Genomic DNA, 22,810 nt, shown 5'->3' with positions numbered 1-22,810 from the left:
TCATAATAATGCATACTATCCAAATAGCACTAGGAGTTTTATGAGTTACTCTGCCAATAAAGGTAGCGATAAACAGTTTTATATCGCTACTGCCAATTTGCTAAATTTTGCCAATCCTAATCGCATGTATTATGAAAATGCTGAGCCGTACAGTAATAAAGAGTATGAAAGTAAATTGCGTGGCATCAGCGACTTATTAGCAAAAGCCCATGCCGACATTATTGCCGTACAAGAAGTATGGGACAGCGAGGCGCTAGAGGCATTGGCAGTATCGTTAGGATTTAAGCCCGAACATGTGGTTATTCCGCTAGCAAGCAACGATAGTGCGAGCGCTTACACGCAGGGCAGAGGTGCACAAAACACACCAGCTGTAGGGATTATTAGTCGCTTTGAGCAGTTAGAAACCACTTTGTTAGAACAAGTAGCGCCAAAAGCAGTGATTGATATTCCTGATATTGGTCCTTATGAGCGTTTTAACCGTCCACCCTTGGTATTGCGAGTAGATGCATTCGGGCAGCCCATTACTATTGTTACAGCTCACCTTAAAAGTAAGCGCGCTTTTTTCTTACGAGATGAAGCCGGCAATTTGTTAGAAGATATGGATGACCCCAATATTCGCATTCGTGCCAAGCTTCGTAGCTTGTGCATGCGGGCGGCAGAAGCGGCATCCATTCGTATGTTTATCATTGAACGTTTAAAGCATACTCGCGAGCCCTTAATTTTACTTGGTGATATGAATGACGTCACTGGTAGTGTGACCACGCAATTGATGACGGAGACTGGCGAAGTCAACTACGATAAAAGCATGCGTGATGTTGCCTTATTTGACGCCGCTCGTATCCAAGCGCGTTATGGTTGGATGAAAGATGTGGCATATACCCACATCTATCAGGGTATGCCAGAAGTAATTGATCAGCTGTTCGTTTCAGAAGAATTTTTGCCTGATAGCAGGTTTGCACTTGGTCAGGTTGAGCGAGTTGACTATTTTAATGACCATTTAAAGTGGGATTATGCCGATAGAGTCATCGATCATGGTATTATAAGGGCGAAAATAAAACTTCATGATTAACCCTAATATACTGTTAATCGATACATTATTTTTTAACCCATGCATGTCCCTTGCTTGATAGTGTACAAGCGTTTATGATGCCTCCTCATTGAGCATAGAGCGGTAATATTAGCCCGTATTACCAACTAATAAACAGTCGTTCTTAAATTTAGAATGAATACTGTCCAATGAAGACCATATTTATAAAGATAGGGCACAACATTAAGAGACTTACAATGAGTGAAAATAGAGACGACAAAATTGAAGATGTACTGGTAGATTCTGAACTGGCAAAGAAGCTAGTACCTAATAAATTTAAATTTACCAGTCAGCAAGGTCGCGCCCGCCGTCAAAAGCTACTGATGGGTGCCAAAAAACTGAGTGAAACCCAGTCTATCAATGATATTACCTTGGCTGCTGTTTGCGAAGAAGCTGGCATTCCAAGAGCATCTGCTTATCACTTCTTTCCTAATATCGAAGCGATATTTTTAGCGTTGCGCTTTTTGAATGCTATCGAGATTTTAGAGATTTTGACAACCGTCGAAATAGTTGATTACGACAGATGGCAGGGATATTTAACGGCGCTTATCGATCGCTGCGTGCATATCTTCCATGAAGATGAGACCAAAGCAAAATTGATCTATGGTACGAACACACCTGATTTTGAAGGTGATAGTTTCGGTGAAGATATGGATCATCAAGTGGTTGAGCTGGTATACAAGCGTCTGGCAGAGCGCTATGAAGTGCCAAAATTTGAAGACATTCAAGATGTGCTTTTGGTCACCTATAGTATTATTAACGCTATCTTTACGGTTTCTTACCGCCGTCATGAGAGCATTACAGAGAAGTATCTGCAAGAAGCAAATACTGCGTCAATTGCTTATCTGCGCTGTTATTTACCAGAAAAGCTACCACGTAAAAACCGCTAATTTATTTTGTGCTAAACGTGGATGATATTATAAAAGTTAACTGAAATTTTAATACAAAAAAGCCGACTATTTATGAGTCGGCTTTTTTAATTTCTATTTTTGTAACGGCCTTTTGTTTGCCTAGGTTCAATAATAACGAAAATATTGACAAGTAGCTGTCAGAAAATATCTAAGATGAGCGACATTTGGTGCCAAAAACACCTTGCTCATTTTTGCGATTGATAGGTTATTGAGCGATAGAAAACAGTTTTTGCCCTTGGCAAACATCCTCACTCGGATCCAAAGGGGCATATTGCTTGTAATAACGCACGATCAGATTCTCTAAGGCGACGTTAGCTTGCGAATCATGGGCGTTCACATAGGCCTCACGCGCTTGCTCTAGCCAACGATCTGCCATGCGGAAGTGACTGCCTGACTCTCTTGAACCACGCTCACATTGATTGGTCGCCGCCCATATTAAAGCCACTTCACTAAATGCCATTTCACGTGGCGCAGTACCAATACCGTCGCTGTCTTTTAAAGCACTCAAAGTTGCCCAAAGATCAGGACGCATCAAAGCAGAGTCAGACGGGATATCCTGATATAGGCTTATGTCTTGTGCGGTATCATTTTTTAGCGCTTGCAATATCGTCTCTGCCGACTGCGCTGCGTATGTACCAGCCGGTGAGCGGCTATTAATACTGTCTTGATGAATAGCATAGTTAATCCACGCTTGCGCTTTATACGCTAGATACTGCTGCTGCGCTGTCATGTCTTTTTGCTGATAAGCTTGTAGTTGCGTCAACAGGCAACTCAGCGCTCGTTGCTGCGTACTTTGGTATTTATAAGCAGAGGGTTGTGTCTGCAAGTCACTATGGCAATAGTTAGAAGCTTGTACAGTAATAGCTGGAGCCTCGTTGGCTACTGCCAGCGCTGATGAAGCAGTCGTCAGGAGCAAGACTGCTGCGAGCGTAGTATAGATAGGCTGTTTATTGGTTACAGCTTTGATCGCAGAGTACAACATAATGCGAACCTTGTATTAAGGTAATGAGTGTGGATATTGGTTTTTATTAGCACTGACTTTATAAGCCCTTAATCGATAAAGGACTGTAAATCGGCGAGCAAATTATAACGTAGAATCGCTGGTTAAACGTTTATTTTTGCGTGGATCTTCACGTTTGAATAAATCTTCATCAAATTTGAAGCGTAGTCTAAAATAAGCGCCTTCTTGCGTGCTGTCATCATAAGCGATGTCTTCATCTTCAAAGCCCATAAAGTTGTAGCCGAGTGATAACCACAGGTTGGTCATCGGGCTGTAGCCAACTTCTGCACCAACCAGATAAGCCAAGTCATCCGCTTGTTTATTCCAGTAAGTACCTGCTTGTAGACCAATATCCCAACGCTCGCTAATGTCATATAAGCCGCGTGCATAGACCGCGTGAGCCGTGTTATCGCTTACGATATTATCAGCATCATATTCTGTATATTTACCCGCATAGCGACCTGATAACGTTAATGGGCGCGTCGGATGATAGTTGCCGCTCCATGACCAGACAATCGCATCTTTTTGATAGGGATCGTTACCGGTAGCGTTATCATCTAAACGGTACTCAAGCTTGGCAAGCATATCGAGCTGATTGCTATCATAATCACGGTAAGCGGCACCAAGCTGGAAACGATTGATAGTGCGATGACCATCGTCATAATCCACTTGCGAGTAGATATCTTTTGCTAATAGAGTAATGTCATCGGTGTAACGATAAGCAATGCCAGCGCTACCGAGTAGGGTATCACTGGTGTCGCCCCAGCGTTTTTCTAGACGCCCTGAAGCTTTGTAGTTTTCTTTGGCTAGGTATTCAACACCGACGCCCGCTGCAGTTGCGGTACTGTCTTCATCACCTTCTAGAGACTCGACACGCTCAAATAGTGTGCTTAAGGTCAGACCTTCTTGCACATACCATTTGTTTTTTAGACCGATAGCGGCTTCTGCTTCGCGGGCACTGATCGCATCACGCATACGGTATTCGCTGTAAACTTTACCGTCTTTCATATAAGTAGCATCGAAGCCTACGACGGTACGCTGACGTTCTTCGGTATCATCTAAACCGTAGCTACCTGATAAGCTATTAATTAAGTCATGACGCGCATATAAGCGACCTAAGCTACCTAGTGGTGTCTCGCCACCGATAGAGGTTGCATTACGCTCGCTATTGTCAATATCTTGCTCATATTCGGCAAATACCAAAGAGTTATTTAGTTTTGGCAAACGCGCTGTCAGACGGGCGCGGGCAGTGGTGCCTTCGATGTCTTTGTCAGCGTTACTGACGCCATTAAGCGCTGATTGATTAATGATGTCATCATTGAATATTGTATCATCAGTAACATCTAGCACATCAGTGGCTGCTTGGGTATTGCGTGAGGCGGCGGTCGCATCTTGTTTGTAGTAGCGCACCCCAATTTCACCAACGATATTTTGACTGAGACGCTGCTCAATGCTTGCTTCTACACCTTCGCGACTGGCCTCTGTTGTATGATCTTCTGTACGTACGCCTTCAAGTTTAAGCGCTGTCTTTTTATCATTCAGAGTGTGAGTGACTTCTACGCCAGATTCAGTACGACCCGCAGTTAGCGGCGATGCGCCAGTGACAAAACCTTCTTCAGCATCATTATAATAAGCTTTGGCACGGGTGCTTAATTTATTGTCGTAATCTAATTCTATACGTAGCGCATCACCTTTGGCATCGCGGCCTTCTAAGAGATCCGCATTAATCTGGTTACTTGGTTGAAAGTTTGGATTTTCTGCTTTGTTTCTGGCGTATTCTGCGACCAGTTTTAGCTTATCGTTGAACTTGATAACGCTGTTAACACTCGCGAGCTCTTCTTTATTTAGTGGGTCATCACTATTGACATAGCTGCCACCGACAGCGACTTTAGCAGTCAGTTGTTGCTTGGCTGCAATACCACCGACCAAATAATCTTCACCACCTTCATCAACTTCTACAGTGACACGGATATAGATAGGGTTGCCTTCGATATCTTGACTAGCAATCGGTGCCGTCAAGAATAAGCTACGGCTGATAGGGTCAATCTCATAGTCAGCAAAGCGAGTAAGCGTCTCACGATTGATAATAAGCCCAGGGTTGTTAGCGTCACGAGTAATAACTTCAACCGTTTCAGAGTTTTCTAATACCGCATCGAAGTTCTCAGCCAATGGATATGGGCCTGAAATGCCCAAACCGCGAGTCTCATTTACACGTTGGCTAGTACTGGTCTCTGCTAAAAAGGCAGTAACACGAGTGTTGCTATCTTCAAATTGAGCTTTTAGACCAGTTAATGTACGGTTGTATTGACCAAGCTTGATACCTTCATCGTTATCAATTTGCGTTTTTAAATCACCATACATAGCGAACGAGCGACCTTTATCAAGGCGCACGTAAAGCTTGCTAGTAGACTGCGCATCGAAGCCTTTGGCTGATGAATCGCCATAGACAGGATAGTATTCGCCCGGATCGATATCACGGAACAAACGCTCGCCTTTTTTATCACTATCATACGCAAGCGTAAGCAGATAGTCGCCGCGTACTTTTCCTTTGAGGAACATCGCAGCACGACCAGTGGCTGAATAATCGTCACCGCCAGCAATCTCATTCAATTCTTGCTCAAAAGCCCCTTGAGCATCGGTAATATTGCTGCCATCAAAGTCTTTAAGCGATATAGCCCCTTCGACAATACCCACAGCAATCAATGGACGTAGTTTAGCGGTGAACTGTAGCGGAACTAATTGCTTGCTGCTACCAGTATCAATGACTAGTTCACCTTTGCCTGGCGCACTTGGGGCAGTAACAGGTATCAATAACTCGCCACCAGAGACGATAACTTGAGTGCCGGCTTGATCTTTGCTGGTGTCGCTGAGATTAATACGACCAATATTGGTATCGATAGTGATTGGTGTTGAGGCGATATAAGGACGACCATCCCGATCCTTTAAGCTGATAACCACTTGATAGTCGCTAACACCATCTGCGGCAACCAACTGCGCTTGAGTGCGATAGTCTATAGATTGGAGTTTGTCTGGTGTAAAGACATCGAGCGTCTGCTCAGAGATGATTTTTCCATTAATATCAGTCGCTACAGCATGTAGGATGTTACGACCACGTTTAAGCTCAACGCCATAATAATCAAACGCCGTCACATTTTGCTTTTCTTGCTTCGCTGTTTTACCAATTTTCTCTTCTGACACGGCTGTGCCATTGGCGTATAGCGTGAAATTGCTACCCAGTGGCGCTTGTACTTGTACCAATTGTTTATAAGAATTGAGCTGTTGACCTGAGCTCATGTTAATAAAGGTCACATTATTATTAGCGACTTCTTTTAGATATTCTTCTAGCACTTTTTCAACAGGAGGCGCAATAGTAGTCACTTCCATATTCACGTTAGTGGCTAGATTGACCATCTCATTGACGATAGCCGAATCACAGTTACTACCCAGATCTAAATCCCCATTGATGTTACAGCCGTTGGCATCTACATTATCATTGTAGTCACGATTGTAGTCAGGCTCTAAGGTCAGCTCAGATTTAACCGCTTGTTCAAGCGTATCATTCTTAGCGCTCACTGATTTGCTACGAGCAACCAGCTCTGCGTTCAAGCGCTCAGTGCTATCGCCCATACCGCCGACAATAGCGAAATCAGCACGATGTAGCTCACCATACTTTAGGTCAACAAAACGACTGCCAGCATCACCCGCGTTACGGTTGCTTTGGATAACCATTTCGGTCGCGTTAGGAATGGTCGTGCGGTCAACTTTTAATACGTGAGTTTTGGCGCTAATGCCATAAAAGTTATACTTACCTTCAGGGTCAGTAACGATAAAGTTACCGTTTTCCATATAGATGCGCACGCCAGCAACACCCAGCTCGCCATCATCTTTTTGTTGGATGCCATCACGGTTGATATCGTGGTATACCTTACCGACGATGATGCCATCGGTATTCATGACGCCGCGCTCAACCTCAATTTTCCACTGTGCTTCTCTAGATATTAAGCTTTGACCTTGTTCATTGCTCGCAACGGCAGTTGCACGGTTGATACCGTCACCACCTAATGCTGAAGCACCTACTAGCACGCGATAAGTCATTTTTTTACTTTCGCCAACCGCCATGTTACCTAAATTTAAAACCTGATATTTACCCTCAGCCTTAAACTCTGTAGTTTGTGTCTGATTGATATCGATATCTGCAGTTTTACCAACACGTACACTACCATCGACGTAGTCAAAACCACGTGGTAGGGCGTCTTTTAGTTGTACGTCATAAGCGGTGGAGTTGCCGCTGTTGGTAATATTAATGGTATAGCTAACATAATCACCAAGATCAGCTGTTTTAACGTTACTTTCTTTGGTCACGACTAAGCTTGGGTTGTCATCAACGATATTGATTTGTGTCTCTAAGTCGTCGATACTTACTGTGAAGTCACCTTCGCTTGGCAGTTGCTCAGCGGCAGTACCGACAGAAGGCGCGATACAAGCATCTAGGCTAGCAGTCAACGTGTCATTTGCCAACGTTTGGATGATCTTGTCATCAATAGGGTTGGCGTTACTTTGGGTTGGCGCTGATAGCTGATATTTGCCTGTGCTGTTACCAGTTTCAATGCCTTTTAGAGAGTACTTATCACCGGTCAATAAAGAAGTAATCGTCACCCATACTTGATCGGGCTTATCTAGCTGAACATTACATTGCGCGTAGTTGGCATCGATATAGACATTTTCATCGATTTGAGAGGTGGTTTTATTATCATCGAATTTAGGTGTGGTGAAATTGATCTCAGGCTCAACGATAACGAGTTTGTCAGTAACAATAGCCGTTATAGAAGGGTCTTCTAGGACAATCGCACCAAGTTGAATCTCGGCAGTATCGTCAGTTTTGCCGTTAGGATCTGACAAAGCTTGTACGATAAGTTGGATGCTTTCGCTATAGCCAAGCTTGATTTGAGCACTTAAGTTATTAAAGATAACTTCGCTGTCAGAGCCATCAATGATGCCATTTTTATTCAAATCTTGATAGATTTTGATGTTAGATAGCGTTGGTGCTACATCTAGCGTCAACTCAACCGTTTGATTACTATAGCTGGTATTGCTTAGAACATTGACCCAACTAACTAAAGCGTTAGGCATGACTGTCTGTACAGGCTGTTTAGTTAAGCCAATACCATATTCAGGAAGGGCAGAGACTTTTACTTGTACTTGGTTTGAAGTGCCATGCTGCTTAACAGCTTCTACGTCATAATCGACGTTTGCTAAATTATCAATGATTTGCACAAGTGGATTGACTGCGGCAAACGCCATATTTGATTGCATAAGCAACATTGCCACTGACAGCGCAGAAATCTTTGCTGTGCACAATGCGGTACGATTAGACGGTGTCATTGTAGATCGGGTCATAAGTCGCTTATCCAATAAAACATCAATGTGAAATAAAAAATTGAACCTCTAGCTTGTGTAATATAAAAAATGTATTCCCAAGCTAGAGGGGTCTATAAGCGTCTTATGAAGCTTATAGACTTTAAGACAATAGAATATCTAATAATAGGTGATTAATTAGTACCTGACTGTGAAGGCTTCACAGAGAATCTAACGGTTGCAGTAGCACCTGATGCTAAAGTCGCAAAATTACCTCGAACAGTAGTAACGCCGGTAGTAGCATTAGTACTAGTACCATTAGTACCCGTCGTTGGTGAGGCAACGAAGTTGGTTTGGTAGACCGCCTTAGTACTAATTGTATCGGTAATGGCTACAGTGCTGATTTCAGTTGTAGTAAAAGTATTTACAGCCTCTATCTTATAGAAGATACACTGACCAGCCGTAGCGGTAGCAGTAGCTGTCGACCAGTCAGTCGCATTATTAGCAGGTATGGCAGTAGTACAATCTGCCGCTATTTGATATTTGACAAGATTGATACCTTGCATCGTCGTTTTAGAAGTTGTAGACAATGGGTTCTCAGTAGTGCTAGTAGGAATAGCAGTACCATTGACCTCAGTTTTTGGTACGATAGTCAACGTCATAGTTTCATATTTACCTATGTCACTAGTACCTACGCCACCAGCATTACTATTAGAACCAGTAGTCACCACTTCTACACCGATTTTAATAGCGTTAGCCGCACCAGGAGCAAAACCAGTGGTTTTTGCAGCGTTTAGATCATAGGTATACTCTCCTGTCGTACCAATCTGAGTACCGGTCAAAACAGTCTCACCTGCAGTAAAGATACCATCGCCGTTAGCATCTACGAATACCCGAGCAATCTCAATGTTAGGGTTATTAGTAACGCCAGCAGTACCAGTAGCGGTTGGATTTACAGAGAATAATACTGAACCTGCAGTGGCTGCTTCTGTAACGTCAGTACCATTGTTGGTAATAGTATAGCTATAAGTATTTCCGACAGCAGCACCACTAGTGTTTAACGCGACTTCTTTATTCGCACCTGTCGTGATAGCAATCGCACGAGTCTGGTTAGTTGTCGTGACCGTCGCTTTAGTATTGTCATCTTTACCTAGATAAGCACCTGTAACTTTATTTTCGTAGGTAGTTTCAGTCCCATCATCAGATCTATCAGTAATGTCAGGAGTAGTCGCATTATTATCGTTAGCAGTGTCGTCTTTGACTACGGCATAGTTTACAAAGCTACTTGCTGAGGTAGCATTAGCAGCTTTTTTAGCACGGAAAGTGACGGTGATGGTTTCGCCGACTTTGATGTTTTGACTATCTACAGTTATTGTTTTGTTAGCAGCTGATAGTTTGGCTGTACCTGCTGTACTACCATTAGATGCAGTAACAGTAGGAGCTGTATAGTTAGCTTCTGTCGACGCTATTGCTACTAAACCTGATGGTAGATCATCTGAGATACTGATTGCCTTACCATCAAGGTTACCTTCGTTTTTGATTGTAATAGTGTAATCAACGAAGGCATTAAGATTATTAAGATCTAGGTTTTTAGTACCGAGATTTGTCGTTGCGGATTTTGTAATGGCATAAAGAGGGGCAACCGTTTTTGCATTATCCACATTAGACGCTGTATAAGCAGAGGGCGTTCCTGCGTTTTTGCCCTTTAAATAAGTACTTTCGGCACTGACGGTTAGGATACCGTTTTTATCGATATTACGTGCTGTATTAGCAGTCGCTACGATAGTGATATTAGCAGCCGATTTGGCTGGTAGAGAGATAGTACCCACGCCATTAGTAATAGGAACAGTGATAGCTGTACCAGTGTTATTTAATAAGTAAGTAACGCTATAGCCGCTGTAGTCAAAATCATCTCCGCTAGTAGCATTAGTAAGTCTTAAAGTGTAAGTATCATCGACGTTACCACTGTTAGTAAGAGTATGCGTAAAATTAACGGTTGAGTTCGCTTTAGGGTTAATTGTCTGATTTACGTTATCTGTAAGTAAGGTAAATGAACTTTGCTCACTAACTGAAATGGTGACGATGTTTGAAGTCGCTAACTGTGGAGCATTCTCATTACCAGCAATGGTATAAGACGCTGACGCTTGGTTAGCTACACTGAAAGAGCCATTACTAGTACCACCAGTAGGTTGTTGAGCAGCATGAGCCACGCCCATAGCGGCAACGACACCGACAGTCAACACTGAGTATTTGAATAAATTAGATTTCATGCGGTAAATCTCCAAGGGGGTTTGATAAAAATATCAGGTAGGGACTAGTTGACTATCGTATTGAGGGATACGGTGGCAGACTTTTTGGCTGGTAATAGTTTGATATTCCAACGAAGGCTCCGGTATTCAGAAAATGGTACTTTTACTACCTTGCCATCCACTTTGCGCATCAGAGGCATGTCAGCATAGTTCTTGCCATCAGTACTGGCTTGTGCGCTAGCAGGTGAAACCTCGCCGTTGAACGTCATGTTTGCAGGAATAGGTAAAGTAACTGCGATATCATTTATGTTTTGATCAATGGTATTGGTATAAGTCGCTTTGTACTGAATAATAGTGCCTGTTGGAGCAGTGCTGGCTGCTACATAACTGATCTTGCCATCTGCATTTTTGACGGCTTTATTAGCAGTTAACTCCATTTTTAATGCTTCTTCAGCATATGCTGTGTTTAGTAAGCCTAAAGAAATTGTGGTAATAAACAGGGTGGCACGTAAAGTATTTAAAAATTTCATTTTATGTCCTTGCTGTAATCATTATTATCAGTGCGCTATTAATTTGACTAAATCCAGTTCACTTTTTTGCTGTTTGTTATGAATAGGCATTACTGATAGAGGTATGAAGCTGTCTTTAAGGTATTTTTACAATTAATAGACAAAGAGTCACCATAAAGACGACAAATTGTATTTCGAGGTTACCGAACGGTAAAAGCCCCATCTGAGGAGATAGGGCTTTTTGTATTAAGATGTTGATTGCATTAAGCTACTAAAATTACAAGAGAAATTAGCTACTGAGCATTCACAGTACTACCGTATTTGGTGTTGAAATAAAATAAGCGTTTGTCTCTCTTTGGCAACGTTTGGGATATGGTTTTGATTGTCCCATTTTGTCCGTTACTCAGACCATCATTAAACACATTTGCTTCACGGGCAGGACTGGTTAAGACTGAGGTCACAGTCGCATTATTCGCATCTTTTTTTTGTAGAGCGTCTTGCATAATAAAATTATCAATGGGCATGTTGGCACGATTGGTAGCGGTTATTCTGTAAGCAATACACTGACCTGGACGTATATCAGGGTTGTCACCTGAACTCGATAATGGGGATTTACTGTATTTAAGCGAAGAGTCTGTTAGCGAAGTAATATTGCAATTATTTGGTGCTTGTTCTTTTTCAAGTACCAAAGCCGCATTAGCAGGGATGACTCTACCAAAGTTGTTATTAGGATAGTTATATTTTGTGGCTGCAAATCCAGTATTAAGATTATCAGTCGTAGTTCGAATAGGATAAAAAGGAAAAATAGTAGGAGCACGCTCTTCTACTATACATAGGTTGGTAATACCGTCGAAGGTAGAGATGGGCACACTGAACTGATACTGACCGATAGTCGCACCACTACCTATAACTGATTGTGCGTAAGTAGTATTAGTTTTTGCACAATTCACTAGTCTGACCGTACTGCCACTAATACCCAGCTCTTGTGACGGATTAAAGAGACCATTGAAGTAGTTAGATCTATTGGCATAAACACTACTAGGGGTCATTATATCAGCGTTATCTTTATCAGCACTACCTGCAGGGATACCACCGTTATCATCAAATACCGTACCAGAAAAAATGTATTGTGGAACGTAGCAGTAATTATCTATACTGAAATCTATTTCTTGAAGAGAAGTAGTTGTTGTGCTACTAAAACCAGTATTAGTATAAGTCATCGTCACAGATCTTACTGGTTCAGGAAATTGTACAGATCCTTGACATCTCTTATCTAAACTGTTGGCAGGACAGTTGAAGTCAATACGTGTAAATAGACTTTCTTGATTAGTATTAAGGAAAGATTCTTCTACAGTTTGTTGTACGCTAGGTATTGTTGCCTTAGCTGAATTGATACCAGTAAATCTAATCAAATCATAAAACCTAGTATTATAAGTATTTGAATAATCTATATCAAAAGCACTCAATGCAACATTACGAAGAAAAATCGGTTGTAGAGTAATGCTATTACGAAACTCAAAAGTGATGTCGGTAGATGCTGCTGCATTTGGGAAATCACGAGTTACATTAATAATAGTTTTGTCAGATATTGTGGAAGACCTCAGTGTTCTAGCTACTGTGTTCGCACTAGATTCTACTATAGACATTTTTACTTGTAAGGGAATGCTGCCCGCTGCATTACCTTCCACATCAACAAAACTATCTAACGAAGATAAGATTTTAGTATAATCTGCACTAGTTAAACTGCCTTGAGAAGCGCCTGTAATTCCCGTGCAATTAGCTCCCGGGTTTGCTAAAAATGCAAACGATGAGGTGCTTATCAGTGACAATATGATAAAGCCTATAAAATTCAGTATTTGAGATTGATACTTACTAAAAGAAAAAGCGTTCGTTATATTCGAGGATGTTTTAGCTTTATACATGTCACTATTCCTAAGAATCAAGGTTGCTCAATTAATATGATGGTTAACCATATTTATACAAATATACTAGTATGGGATACTAATAAGCAATTTGTCATAAATCCAGTATAAAGTTACCAATGGTCGATTTAATATGACAGAGAGCATAAGCTAATCATTTAGTTAAAAACAACCATCTCTCACGTGAAGAGTCAAGTTATTACTATTGTCATTTTTAAAAAAACTAATCATTATTTATTTAGAAAATACTTGCGATTTCTTCATTTCTCTACAGCCATAAACAACTAGCGCGTAAACGCTTATAATGGAATGTCATAGTAATTAATGATTGAATAGATAGTCATAGCATTATAACGACTTAGCGGATGTGTTGATTTAACGCATTCGTTGATAAAAGTAATACTATTTTTATAATCGAGCAGTATATCATCGCACAAAACAATGGAATGCTTGGACGTAGCAAGGATGTCATAAGTAAACCAATCTCTCATCATGCATTTTTCAATGAAGCCCTGCCATTAGGTAGGTATGACTGATATAAAAGGATTAACAAGAATGAATTATTATAAGGATGCTGATAGCACCGAAACCCAAGAGTGGCTGGACGCCTTTGAGTCTGTCATCAAACATGCGGACAAGGATCGCGCTCAATTTTTGCTAAAAGCGTTATACAATATGGCGGTACAAGAAGGACTGCCATTCAATCGACTAGATACGGCTTATATCAATAGTATTGCCGTCGAAGACGAGCCAATGTACCCAGGTGACTTGGGTATGGAGCGTAAAATTCGCGCCTTGATTCGCTACAATGCTTTGGCAATGGTCATGCGCGCTAATAAGAATGACGACGACTTGGGTGGTCACTTAGCGACATTTGCCTCTAGTGCCACGCTATATGAGACTGGCTTTAACCATTTTTTTCGGGCAGCAAGCGATCACTTCGGTGGTGATATGATCTACTACCAAGGTCACTCTGCACCCGGTATTTATGCTCGCTCATTTTTAGAAGGTCGCTTGACAGAGGATCAGCTTGAGAACTTCCGTCGTGAAGTCGGTGGCAAAGGTTTATCAAGCTATCCGCATCCTTATTTGATGCCAGACTATTGGCAGTTCCCTACGGTATCAATGGGACTTGGCCCGATCATGTCGATCTACCATGCGCACGTGCATAACTATCTGATCAATCGCGGCTTGCTCGAAGATGAAGGTCGTAAAATCTGGACTTTCTTAGGCGATGGCGAGACAGATGAGCCAGAAAGCTTAGGGGCTATCTCTCTTGCCGGTCGCGAAAAACTTGATAACCTCATTTGGGTGGTCAACTGTAACTTGCAGCGTCTAGATGGGCCAGTGCGTGGTAATGGCAAGATTATTCAAGAGTTAGAATCTGTGTTCCGCGGTGCTGGTTGGCGAGTCATCAAAGTCGTTTGGGGTGGCAACTGGGATACCTTGCTAGCCAATGATGACTCTGGCGCGCTCAAATATCGCATGGAAGAAGTGGTTGATGGGGAGTATCAGCTGTATGAAGCCCGCGATCCTGAGTTTGTGCGCACGGAGTTTTTTGGTAAATATCCTGAGTTAGAAGAAGTCGGCAAGTCGTTGTCTGATGATGATATTGCACGCCTAAACCGTGGTGGGCATGACCCAGTGAAGGTCTATGCTGCCTTTAGTGAAGCGATGAAAACCAAGGGTCAGCCAACGGTAATTTTAGCCAAAACTGTAAAAGGCTATGGCTTATCAGATCAAGCACAAGCGGTCAACAAATCGCATCAGATCAAAAAGCTGGATCAAGATGGCTTGATGTATTTTCGTGACCGCTTTGATTTGCCGTTTACGGATGAGCAGTTAGAGACGCTACCGTTTTATCGTCCAGAAGAAAACTCAGCAGAGATGAAATATCTAAAAGGACGCCGCGAAGCCTTGGGCGGTCATTTACCCAATCGCCGCAGTGGGCATATCCCCTTAAATATCCCTGAGTTGTCCATTTTTGACCGCGTATTAAAAGGTAGTAATGGCAAAGAGCAATCGACGACGATGGTGTTCGTACGCCTGCTGGCAGCCATGCTAAAAAACAAAGACATCCAAGATCGAGTAGTACCCATTGTCCCTGACGAAGCACGTACTTTTGGTCTAGAAGGTATGTTCCGTCAATTGGGTATTTATTCTGCTATCGGTCAAACCTATACGCCAGAAGATAGCGAAGCATTGATGGGCTATAAAGAAGCCAAAGACGGTCACATGCTAGAAGAAGGCATCAACGAAGCTGGGGCGATGAGTGCTTGGATTGCGCTCGCGACCAGTTATTCGATCAACGCCTTACCGATGATTCCGCTATATATCTATTATTCTATGTTTGGTTTCCAACGTGTGGGCGATTTGGCTTGGGCGGCAGGGGATTGCCAAGCACAAGGCTTCTTGTTGGGTGCGACCGCTGGTCGTACGACACTGAATGGCGAAGGCTTGCAGCATCAAGACGGTCATTCGCAGATATTGTTCAACGTCGTACCAAACTGCGTCAGCTATGACCCCTGCTTTGGTTATGAGCTGGCCGTTATCATGCATGATGGCTTGCGCCGCATGTACGCAGAAGGCGAGCGCGTCTATTATTACTTGACGCTTATGAACGAAAACTATGAGCAGCCTGCCATGCCAGAAGGGGTGGAAGAAGGTATCAAACGCGGTATGTATTTGCTAGAAGATAATGGCTCAAGTCAGGTTCAGCTCTTGGGTTCGGGCGTTATCTTACGTGAAGTGCAAAAAGCAGCACAGATTCTAAAAGATGAGTTTAATATCACCTCCAACGTCTGGAGTGTGACCAGCTTTAACGAGCTAACTCGTGATGGTATGGCTTGTGATGATTATAATCGCTTGCATCCAATGGATGAAGAAAAGGTGCCTTGGGTCACTGAGCAATTGGCCCAGCACGAAGGTATCGTAGTGGCAGCGACGGACTATATGCGTAACTATTCGGAGCAGATTCGTGGTTGGTTACCTGACAGTCGTCCTTATACCACGCTAGGAACAGATGGTTATGGTCGTTCAGACTCACGTGAGAAATTGCGCAGCTTCTTTAACGTCGATGCCGCTCACATTGTGGTAGCGACGCTAAAACGCTTGGCTGATGAAGGTGAAGTCGAAATGCGCTTGGTCAAAGATGCCATTTCTAGCTTCGGTATCGATGTAGATCATCCACCTGCATGGCAGCAACAGCCTCATTATGATCATTTCCCAGATGCGCCAGCGCCTGATAAGGTCAACCCGCATCCTGTTCCTGAGTTCGTTGGGGAAGAGGATGACGAAATCAGTAGTGAAGGCCGTTCTGAAGATCAAGCCGATGCGACTTTACTCAATGATGGTGATGTCAAAGAATAATAACCATAAGACAAGGAGATAAATCATGGACATTAAAGCCCCCGATTTGGGTGTTGATAGCGCCGAAGTCAGCGAAATTATGGTAGAAGTTGGCGACGTCATCGAAAAAGACGACAACATTATTTTATTAGAATCTGACAAAGCCTCAGTCGAAGTGCCTAGCTCTGCCGCTGGTAAAGTCACTAAAATCAGCGTTGCAGTTGGCGATCAAGTCAGTGAAGGCATGGTACTGATTGAGTTAGATAGTGATACTGGCACTGATAGTGAAGACAGCGGTAATGAGAGCAATGATGCTGAGGCAGACGATCAGCAAGCTCCTGAAAATAATGCGGCAAGTGCGGATAGTGTAGATGCCGAAAACGACGATAAAGAAAAAGCACAGGCAGACGAGCAAGCATCTTCTGTCTCCGATAGCGCTGCTGACTCTGCGCCAAGCTCAGGGAAAGCGACCACTCATGCACTGCCTGATTTAGGTGTGGATGAAGCGCAAGTTTCTGAGATCATGGTGAGTGTCGGTGACATGGTTAGCGCTGACCAATCTATTTTGCTGATTGAGTCTGATAAGGCATCGGTTGAAGTACCGGCACCAGAAGCAGGGAAAATTGAGAAAATACTGGTCGAAGCTGGTGATATGGTTGCCAATGGTCAAGATTTTATCGTCATCATTAGTAGTGGCTCAGAGGCGGATAGTGCCAATAAATCAGCAAATGAATCAAAAACTGAGTCAAAAACCGACAAACAAACCAGCTCAAATGACCAAAAGCAGGCGGCGGCTGAGCCAAAGCAAGCATCTGTAAAAGAGACGTCAACCAGTACACCGACTCAATCAGCGGACAACAAGCTGACTGAAACTCAGGTGAATGAGAAGTTGGTCGATGTTTATGCTGGTCCTGCCGTGCGTAAGTTGGCAAGGCAGCTAGGTGTAGATATCAGTCAAGTGACGGGTTCTGCAATTAATGAACGTATCTTAAAAGAAGACTTATTTGCCCATGTGAAGCAAAGCCTGACCAATAAGCAAGCTGCACCTGCTAGTAGTGGCACTGCGTCCAGAGCAAGCCTACCAAGCTTACCTGATATGAGTAATGCAGAAATCTGGGGCGAGACAGAAGTGCAGGATCTGAGCCGTCTACAAAAAGTCTCGATACCGCAGCTCAATTACAATACCTATCTACCGCAAGTGACACAGTTTGACTTGTCCGATATCACTGAGACAGAAAAGCTACGCGGTGAGCTAAAAGGCGGTATGAAGGCGGAAGGTATCGGCTTTACTATCTTGGCATTTGTGGTAAAAGCAACCGCCTATGCCTTGACCCAGCATCCTCGCTTCAATAGTCACTTAAGCGATGACAATAGCCAAATTATCTTACGCAAAAGCGTCAATATGGGTATTGCAGTGGCAACTGATGACGGGCTTATCGTACCTGTCATCAAAAATGTGCAAGACAAGGGTCTTAAACAAATCGCGATTGAGATTGGCGAGCTGGCAGTCAAAGCCCGTGATAAAAAACTGAGCACCAAAGATTTACAAGGCGCAAGCTTTACCATATCAAGCCAAGGTAATTTAGGTGGGACGGCATTTACACCATTGGTAAATTGGCCACAAGTAGGTATCTTGGGTGTGTCTGAAGCCAGTATGCAGCCACGTTGGAATGAGAGTAGCCAGAGCTTTGAGCCACGCCTCATGCTGCCATTATCTTTATCTTATGATCACCGCGTGATTAATGGTGCAGATGCGGCAGTATTCACCCGATATATTGCGACCTTGCTTGCTGATCCACGCCGTATTTTACTGTAGAGATTTTTGGTTTTTAACCTGTATAAACAATAAAAAGACTGTCTACGGATGGTCTTTTTTTGTGCTTAAATTTTAAGCATAAAAAAACCAGCGATTAATCTGGCTTTTTTATTGGCGATATTTTGACTATAAATTAAAACTGTTTAACGAAAGCGACGCCATATACCCAAGGACTGATGTCGACCTCGCCGATGTCATTACCATTTAGGCTAGCATCTGTTTTGATATCCATATAGCGTGCATCAATACGGAAGGCTTCAGTCGGAGCAAAAGGTATGTCAAGACCGACATGACCGGCTACGCCGACGCTATCATCAAGCTCTAAATCGTTACCATTACCAAGGTAAATTCTTTCTTTAAAGAAAGTTGTATAGTTGACCCCCACACCAACAAATGGCTTGATATTCATTGGTAGGTCATAGCCATCGAAATGATATTGTATAGATAAAGTAGGTGGGAGATGCTGAGTTTTTGCATCAATTTTATTGCCATCAGCATCGGTTAGAGTGATGTCGTGATGAAATGGAATCGCCGCTAGCAGTTCGACACCGACGTTATCAGCAAAGAAGTACTCACCGCTGATAGTTGGACGGATATCATCATCAACTTCTACAGAAAGTGTACCATCTGCAAGTGTGCCGTTATTGCTTTTAGGGTCGACCATATGAGCGCCAGCAGCCACGGACCATGTGCCCGCAGGTACGGCAAAAGCAGTGGTCATGGCTAAAAAAGTTGTAGCAGCTAAAACTAGGGATTGTAGTTTCATCGTTTGATTCCTCAACGCAATAATAGGTTATCGATAAGCATTTAATGAGGGATGGCATTAAGTGCTGATACACAATGTTATCATTATAGATTGCCTTGTAACATTGTAACGCTATTGTAGCATTAAAACCATTTTAACAGTAAGGTTTTAACTAAAAAACCCTTAATAATTTTAAGGGAATAAAAAGTTATGGTGTAAATGACAGGTTCATCAAAACATATTTGTTAAACAGTTCTCGTTACTGTAAGTTAGTAGTCAGTTTTTATACGGCTGGTATAAATTAATATAAAGGGACAATTAACAACGACGGATAGGGTGTATTATGCTGGGCTACTGTAGTAACTCGCCGTTGCGCTGCGGACAAGCACGTTCAATGACTTTATTAAACCAAGTGGATTCTTGTTGCCCAGAATGCGGCCTTTTTTTATTGCCTGCTCAAAATCTCAGTCGTCAATTACGTGCCGATGAGCGATTTTTACAATACACCTTTCTTGCGACGGGGTTAATGTTGCTGGCTTGCGTCTACATTTATTACGTAAATTTTGTATAATGATACTGCTTTTCATTATGTCATTTAGCGCGATAATCAGGCTTTAATACTTTTATTTCATTATCATAAGATCGGTGTTACACCGTATAGGGACCGCATGCAATTCCAACATATACGGCGCTTGCGTACTTTCGTTTATAACATTTTGCAAAATGATGAGCATGACACGCTTTTTAGCCGCTACGTCGATTATTTTCTGATATTTCTAATCATGACCAACGTGGCAGCCGTGATTGCGGAGTCTGTAGACAGTTGGTACTACCCTTATCAAGATTATTTTACATGGTTTGAAAACTTCTCCATCGTAGTGTTCTCTATTGAGTATCTGCTACGTTTGTGGAGTGTTGCCGAAGCGAAGCCCGATCACACCACTTGGCGTCAGCGTTGGCAATGGTTAAAAAGCCCCTCGGCATTGATTGATTTGGTTGCTATTGTGCCGGCGTTCTTGAACTTCTTTGTCACAATTGATTTACGCTTCTTACGTATTTTGCGCCTCTTCCGTATTCTTAAACTAACGCGTTATTTTGCGTCGATGCGTATTTTATTGGTGGTAATCAGTAAAGAGAAAGGCTCATTTCAAGCCGTTATTTTTATTCTAATTATCATGATTGTGACCGCTTCTAGTGGTATTTATCTGGTGGAGAACCATGCCCAGCCAGAAGAGTTTGAGTCTATCCCTAAAGCCATGTGGTGGGCGGTAGTGACGCTGACGACAGTGGGTTATGGTGATGTGACACCTATTACCAATGCCGGTAAAATATTGGGCGCGATCATTACGATACTGGGTGTCGGTCTGGCCGCATTGCCTGCAGGTATTCTAGCCACGGGTTTGGCAAATGAGCTGAACCAGCGCCGTGAAGAGCTAGAGCAGCACTTTCGTGAGCAACTGGTCGATAGCGATTTTGATTTGATACAGAACCAGATGATGGTAGAGAAAATACGTCGTGAGCTTGGGCTAGATAAGGAGCAGGCGCAAAACATCGTACTACAGGTATTGCGCGAAAAAGAACTGGAACGCCGTGAAAATGAAGTCGATGAGCGGCAAAAGAATTTTTGTCCGCATTGCGGTGAGGCTTTGTAAGTAATATAGTTAGGATATCTTAAAAATGTGACGGTATTGCTGATATCAATTTTTTGTAGCCTCTGTCTGCGCAGGCATAGCAAGTAAGAAAAATGGATATCAGCAGTGCGTGATATATTGATATTACTTTTCACTCACTATATTCGTAGTAATTATTTTGAATTTGCAAAAATCAGAGTTTACAAAAAGGGTGCAACGTTTAGAGAACGTCGCACCCTTTTTTATCACATGAGATTGTGTCCATTATACCTGATTTGATGTTACACGCCTTGTGGAATAGGCAGCGCACGTGCCAATTCATGAGCGACTTGCTGCGCTGCTGTGGCTAAGTCTTCGGCGGCAAGCGGTAGGTTTTGCAATGTCAGATGCCAATCATCTACTTCTCGGCGCAAATGGGCGACCCAAAGCGTAGAGCAATCTCGCGGCAGTTGCTTTAGATTAACCTCAAAACAGCGGTTGCCTTCATCATCACTTAAATGAATCTCACCTTTTTTGACTCGAAAAAAAGCATGACCGTGGTAAGAGTTAGCAAGCAAGGCAATATGGGTGATATGTGCTGGAATCTTGTCCAAGTAGAGTCTGATTTGCTCTTGGTCAAGTGGGGCTAGGTACATTGCTTGGTCGCCACGGTCTTTGCCGTTCAGACTGTCCCCTTGATGGCGTACTGATTCGGCCTTATCGCGTAGCTGTTTGAACCAGACGATATCGCTAATAGTACAGTTATCGTCATACAAGGCGCACGCTAAGTCGATATCAATCGCCCCTTCATTCTTTTTAAAACGCTTCAACATACCTTTGGGTTCAGTCTTGGTAAACTCGTAGTTGAGCGCAAAAAATAACGTGCCCGCATCCAAACCTAATCCTTTTAAACTGTCTGATAGTAGTGGTGACGGGGCAGTGGTCGACATAATATTCCTTGTTATTTTTTGATGATTTAAATGATTTGATATTAACTGAGTATTGCTCCGGATAAAGAGAACTCAAAATAAAGAAGGTTCAAATTAAAAAGTGTGCTTTATCCGCGTCATTGATTATCCAAGGCTTTATCCAAGACAGCTTGATATAGCAGCTCAGGTTTGGCATTTAAGAGACCATTGCCAAAACCGCGCAACCACCAGACCAGCTGGGAGGTCAAATTCACCGTTGCCTGAATGGTCAGTGTGTCATCGTCATTCAAGGTAACCGTTTGATCATCGCTAAGCTTGCTTTCAGTTAGGCTCTTGCCCGCTTGTTTGGTGAATTGTAGCTCAATAGGCATATTTTTGCCATGATCGGACAGCTCACGAAATAATGGATGGCTAAAGCCCATACCACCGGCGTCCAAATAACTGTCAAGGTGAAAATTATCGGGAGTCTTTGCGGCACTTTCTAAAATCTCGACGCTGGCAAATCGATGCAAGGCAAATGTGCGAATGACAGTCTCTGGATCATCCGTGCGAGTTGCCAGTAGGTAAATGATGACGCCGCGTTGAATGATAGCGATGGGATTTAGGATGTATTCACCGGCTTGCGATTTATTGCTACGGGTATAGCAGGCTTTAATTTGTAATTGATAAAACAGCGCGTGGTAAATATTGTCTTTGCTATCCAAGTCAATATGTGGGGCGATTAATGGCTGAGTGGCAGGCTCGATGCGCACTCTGTCTATCCATGAATGGGTGACTTTGCTGTTTTTTAGCTGCCGCCGTGCTAGGTCAAACCACGGAAATAACTCATCTAAAATAACAGGCGGTAATAGCTGGGTCAGATTGGCCTCAACCATATTAAAGGCAACCGCTTGTGAGAGATTCATGTGCGGTAAGCTTTGTAATGGTGCATCATCACGCCAGCGCCAGCCTTGCGGATTGGCATTGTTTTTTTCGATAGGGAAACGTTTCGCCAGCGCATTTAGGTCGCGCTGTACCGTGCGCAGGCTAATATCAAAGCCTGCCATCATCAACTGCTCATAAATATGCGTGGTACCCACCCAGCGATTGCGCTGTAGTTGTGATAACACTTGCCACTGCCGCGCCGTCGTTGCTGCACCGTGGCGATTATCGCTGCTGTCTTCTGAGACATTGTTGCCCGCAGCCGCTACGCTATTGGCTTGCTCAATAGCATCTGTTTGAGTTTGGAGTAGGTCGGCATTAGCAGGATGTACAGTCATTAAGCGATAACCTTTATGAAGTCACGAGTCAGTTTTTAGGTATCTTTATCGAGTCACTAGCCGTTTATCA

13 protein-coding genes are annotated in these 22,810 nt (G+C 43.0%); 5 read left to right on the top strand and 8 right to left on the bottom strand.

The genetic code is table 11. From position 1 onward, the window contains the following. Positions 1-40 precede the first annotated feature (40 nt). Both HQR03_RS05880 and HQR03_RS05875 read left to right on the top strand, forming a co-directional pair. Positions 41-1,069 (top strand): endonuclease/exonuclease/phosphatase family protein, encoded by a 1,029-nt coding sequence (locus HQR03_RS05880; RefSeq protein WP_173239512.1) that lies wholly within the window; start codon positions 41-43, stop codon positions 1,067-1,069. Between the two features lie 215 nt (positions 1,070-1,284). Beyond that, positions 1,285-1,977, top strand: a complete 693-nt coding sequence (locus HQR03_RS05875; RefSeq protein ID WP_173239511.1) for a TetR/AcrR family transcriptional regulator — start codon at positions 1,285-1,287, stop codon at positions 1,975-1,977. A 226-nt stretch (positions 1,978-2,203) separates the two neighbouring features. Here HQR03_RS05875 and HQR03_RS05870 read toward each other — a convergent pair whose 3' ends face one another. From HQR03_RS05870 to HQR03_RS05850, 5 genes are all read right to left on the bottom strand, one after another. Continuing rightward, positions 2,204-2,980, bottom strand: coding sequence for a hypothetical protein (locus tag HQR03_RS05870; protein WP_173239510.1), 777 nt, complete (start codon positions 2,978-2,980; stop codon positions 2,204-2,206). A 102-nt stretch (positions 2,981-3,082) separates the two neighbouring features. Then, entirely contained in the window at positions 3,083-8,395 is a 5,313-nt protein-coding gene (locus tag HQR03_RS05865) for an SdrD B-like domain-containing protein (RefSeq protein ID WP_173239509.1), read from the bottom strand. A gap of 152 nt (positions 8,396-8,547) precedes the next feature. Beyond that, a complete protein-coding gene (locus HQR03_RS05860) occupies positions 8,548-10,623 on the bottom strand; it encodes a beta strand repeat-containing protein (protein WP_173239508.1) in 2,076 nt (691 codons plus the stop codon). A 44-nt stretch (positions 10,624-10,667) separates the two neighbouring features. Then, positions 10,668-11,132, bottom strand: coding sequence for a hypothetical protein (locus tag HQR03_RS05855; protein WP_173239507.1), 465 nt, complete (start codon positions 11,130-11,132; stop codon positions 10,668-10,670). A gap of 272 nt (positions 11,133-11,404) precedes the next feature. Further along, on the bottom strand, positions 11,405-13,033 hold the full coding sequence (locus tag HQR03_RS05850) for a hypothetical protein (protein ID WP_173239506.1): 1,629 nt from the start codon (positions 13,031-13,033) through the stop codon (positions 11,405-11,407). A gap of 555 nt (positions 13,034-13,588) precedes the next feature. Here HQR03_RS05850 and aceE point away from each other — a divergent pair. Beyond that, on the top strand, positions 13,589-16,402 hold the full coding sequence (gene aceE, locus HQR03_RS05845; protein WP_173239505.1) for a pyruvate dehydrogenase (acetyl-transferring), homodimeric type: 2,814 nt from the start codon (positions 13,589-13,591) through the stop codon (positions 16,400-16,402). A gap of 25 nt (positions 16,403-16,427) precedes the next feature. Further along, complete coding sequence (locus tag HQR03_RS05840; RefSeq protein ID WP_173239504.1) at positions 16,428-18,197, top strand: 2-oxo acid dehydrogenase subunit E2; 1,770 nt, start codon at positions 16,428-16,430, stop codon at positions 18,195-18,197. A 133-nt stretch (positions 18,198-18,330) separates the two neighbouring features. On the opposite strand, the gene HQR03_RS05835 is transcribed toward HQR03_RS05840, so the two are convergent. Next, positions 18,331-18,963, bottom strand: a complete 633-nt coding sequence (locus tag HQR03_RS05835; protein WP_173239503.1) for an OmpW/AlkL family protein — start codon at positions 18,961-18,963, stop codon at positions 18,331-18,333. Positions 18,964-19,610: 647 nt separating this feature from the next. Here HQR03_RS05835 and HQR03_RS05830 point away from each other — a divergent pair. After that, complete coding sequence (locus tag HQR03_RS05830) at positions 19,611-20,594, top strand: ion transporter (protein WP_025651788.1); 984 nt, start codon at positions 19,611-19,613, stop codon at positions 20,592-20,594. A 260-nt stretch (positions 20,595-20,854) separates the two neighbouring features. Here HQR03_RS05830 and HQR03_RS05825 read toward each other — a convergent pair whose 3' ends face one another. Next, positions 20,855-21,502 (bottom strand): TerD family protein, encoded by a 648-nt coding sequence (locus HQR03_RS05825; RefSeq protein ID WP_025651789.1) that lies wholly within the window; start codon positions 21,500-21,502, stop codon positions 20,855-20,857. Between the two features lie 116 nt (positions 21,503-21,618). Then, positions 21,619-22,740, bottom strand: coding sequence for a helix-turn-helix transcriptional regulator (locus HQR03_RS05820; protein WP_173239502.1), 1,122 nt, complete (start codon positions 22,738-22,740; stop codon positions 21,619-21,621). Between the last annotated feature and the right edge of the window lie 70 nt (positions 22,741-22,810).

Source organism: Psychrobacter okhotskensis, from assembly GCF_013248965.1.
GTDB lineage: Bacteria > Pseudomonadota > Gammaproteobacteria > Pseudomonadales > Moraxellaceae > Psychrobacter > Psychrobacter okhotskensis.
This window is presented reverse-complemented; position numbering and strand designations above follow the sequence as displayed.

Excerpts from the sequence above, each read along its gene's own strand:
- HQR03_RS05840 (WP_173239504.1), top strand. The coding sequence starts at position 16,428 with ATGGACATTAAAGCCCCCGATTTGGGTGTTGATAGCGCCGAAGTCAGC.
- HQR03_RS05855 (WP_173239507.1), bottom strand. The coding sequence starts at position 11,132 with ATGAAATTTTTAAATACTTTACGTGCCACCCTGTTTATTACCACAATT.
- HQR03_RS05830 (WP_025651788.1), top strand. The coding sequence starts at position 19,611 with ATGCAATTCCAACATATACGGCGCTTGCGTACTTTCGTTTATAACATT.
- HQR03_RS05860 (WP_173239508.1), bottom strand. The coding sequence starts at position 10,623 with ATGAAATCTAATTTATTCAAATACTCAGTGTTGACTGTCGGTGTCGTT.
- HQR03_RS05820 (WP_173239502.1), bottom strand. The coding sequence starts at position 22,740 with ATGACTGTACATCCTGCTAATGCCGACCTACTCCAAACTCAAACAGAT.
- HQR03_RS05870 (WP_173239510.1), bottom strand. The coding sequence starts at position 2,980 with ATGTTGTACTCTGCGATCAAAGCTGTAACCAATAAACAGCCTATCTAT.
- HQR03_RS05850 (WP_173239506.1), bottom strand. The coding sequence starts at position 13,033 with ATGTATAAAGCTAAAACATCCTCGAATATAACGAACGCTTTTTCTTTT.
- HQR03_RS05865 (WP_173239509.1), bottom strand. The coding sequence starts at position 8,395 with ATGACCCGATCTACAATGACACCGTCTAATCGTACCGCATTGTGCACA.
- HQR03_RS05835 (WP_173239503.1), bottom strand. The coding sequence starts at position 18,963 with ATGAAACTACAATCCCTAGTTTTAGCTGCTACAACTTTTTTAGCCATG.
- HQR03_RS05880 (WP_173239512.1), top strand. The coding sequence starts at position 41 with ATGAGTTACTCTGCCAATAAAGGTAGCGATAAACAGTTTTATATCGCT.
- HQR03_RS05825 (WP_025651789.1), bottom strand. The coding sequence starts at position 21,502 with ATGTCGACCACTGCCCCGTCACCACTACTATCAGACAGTTTAAAAGGA.
- HQR03_RS05875 (WP_173239511.1), top strand. The coding sequence starts at position 1,285 with ATGAGTGAAAATAGAGACGACAAAATTGAAGATGTACTGGTAGATTCT.
- aceE (WP_173239505.1), top strand. The coding sequence starts at position 13,589 with ATGAATTATTATAAGGATGCTGATAGCACCGAAACCCAAGAGTGGCTG.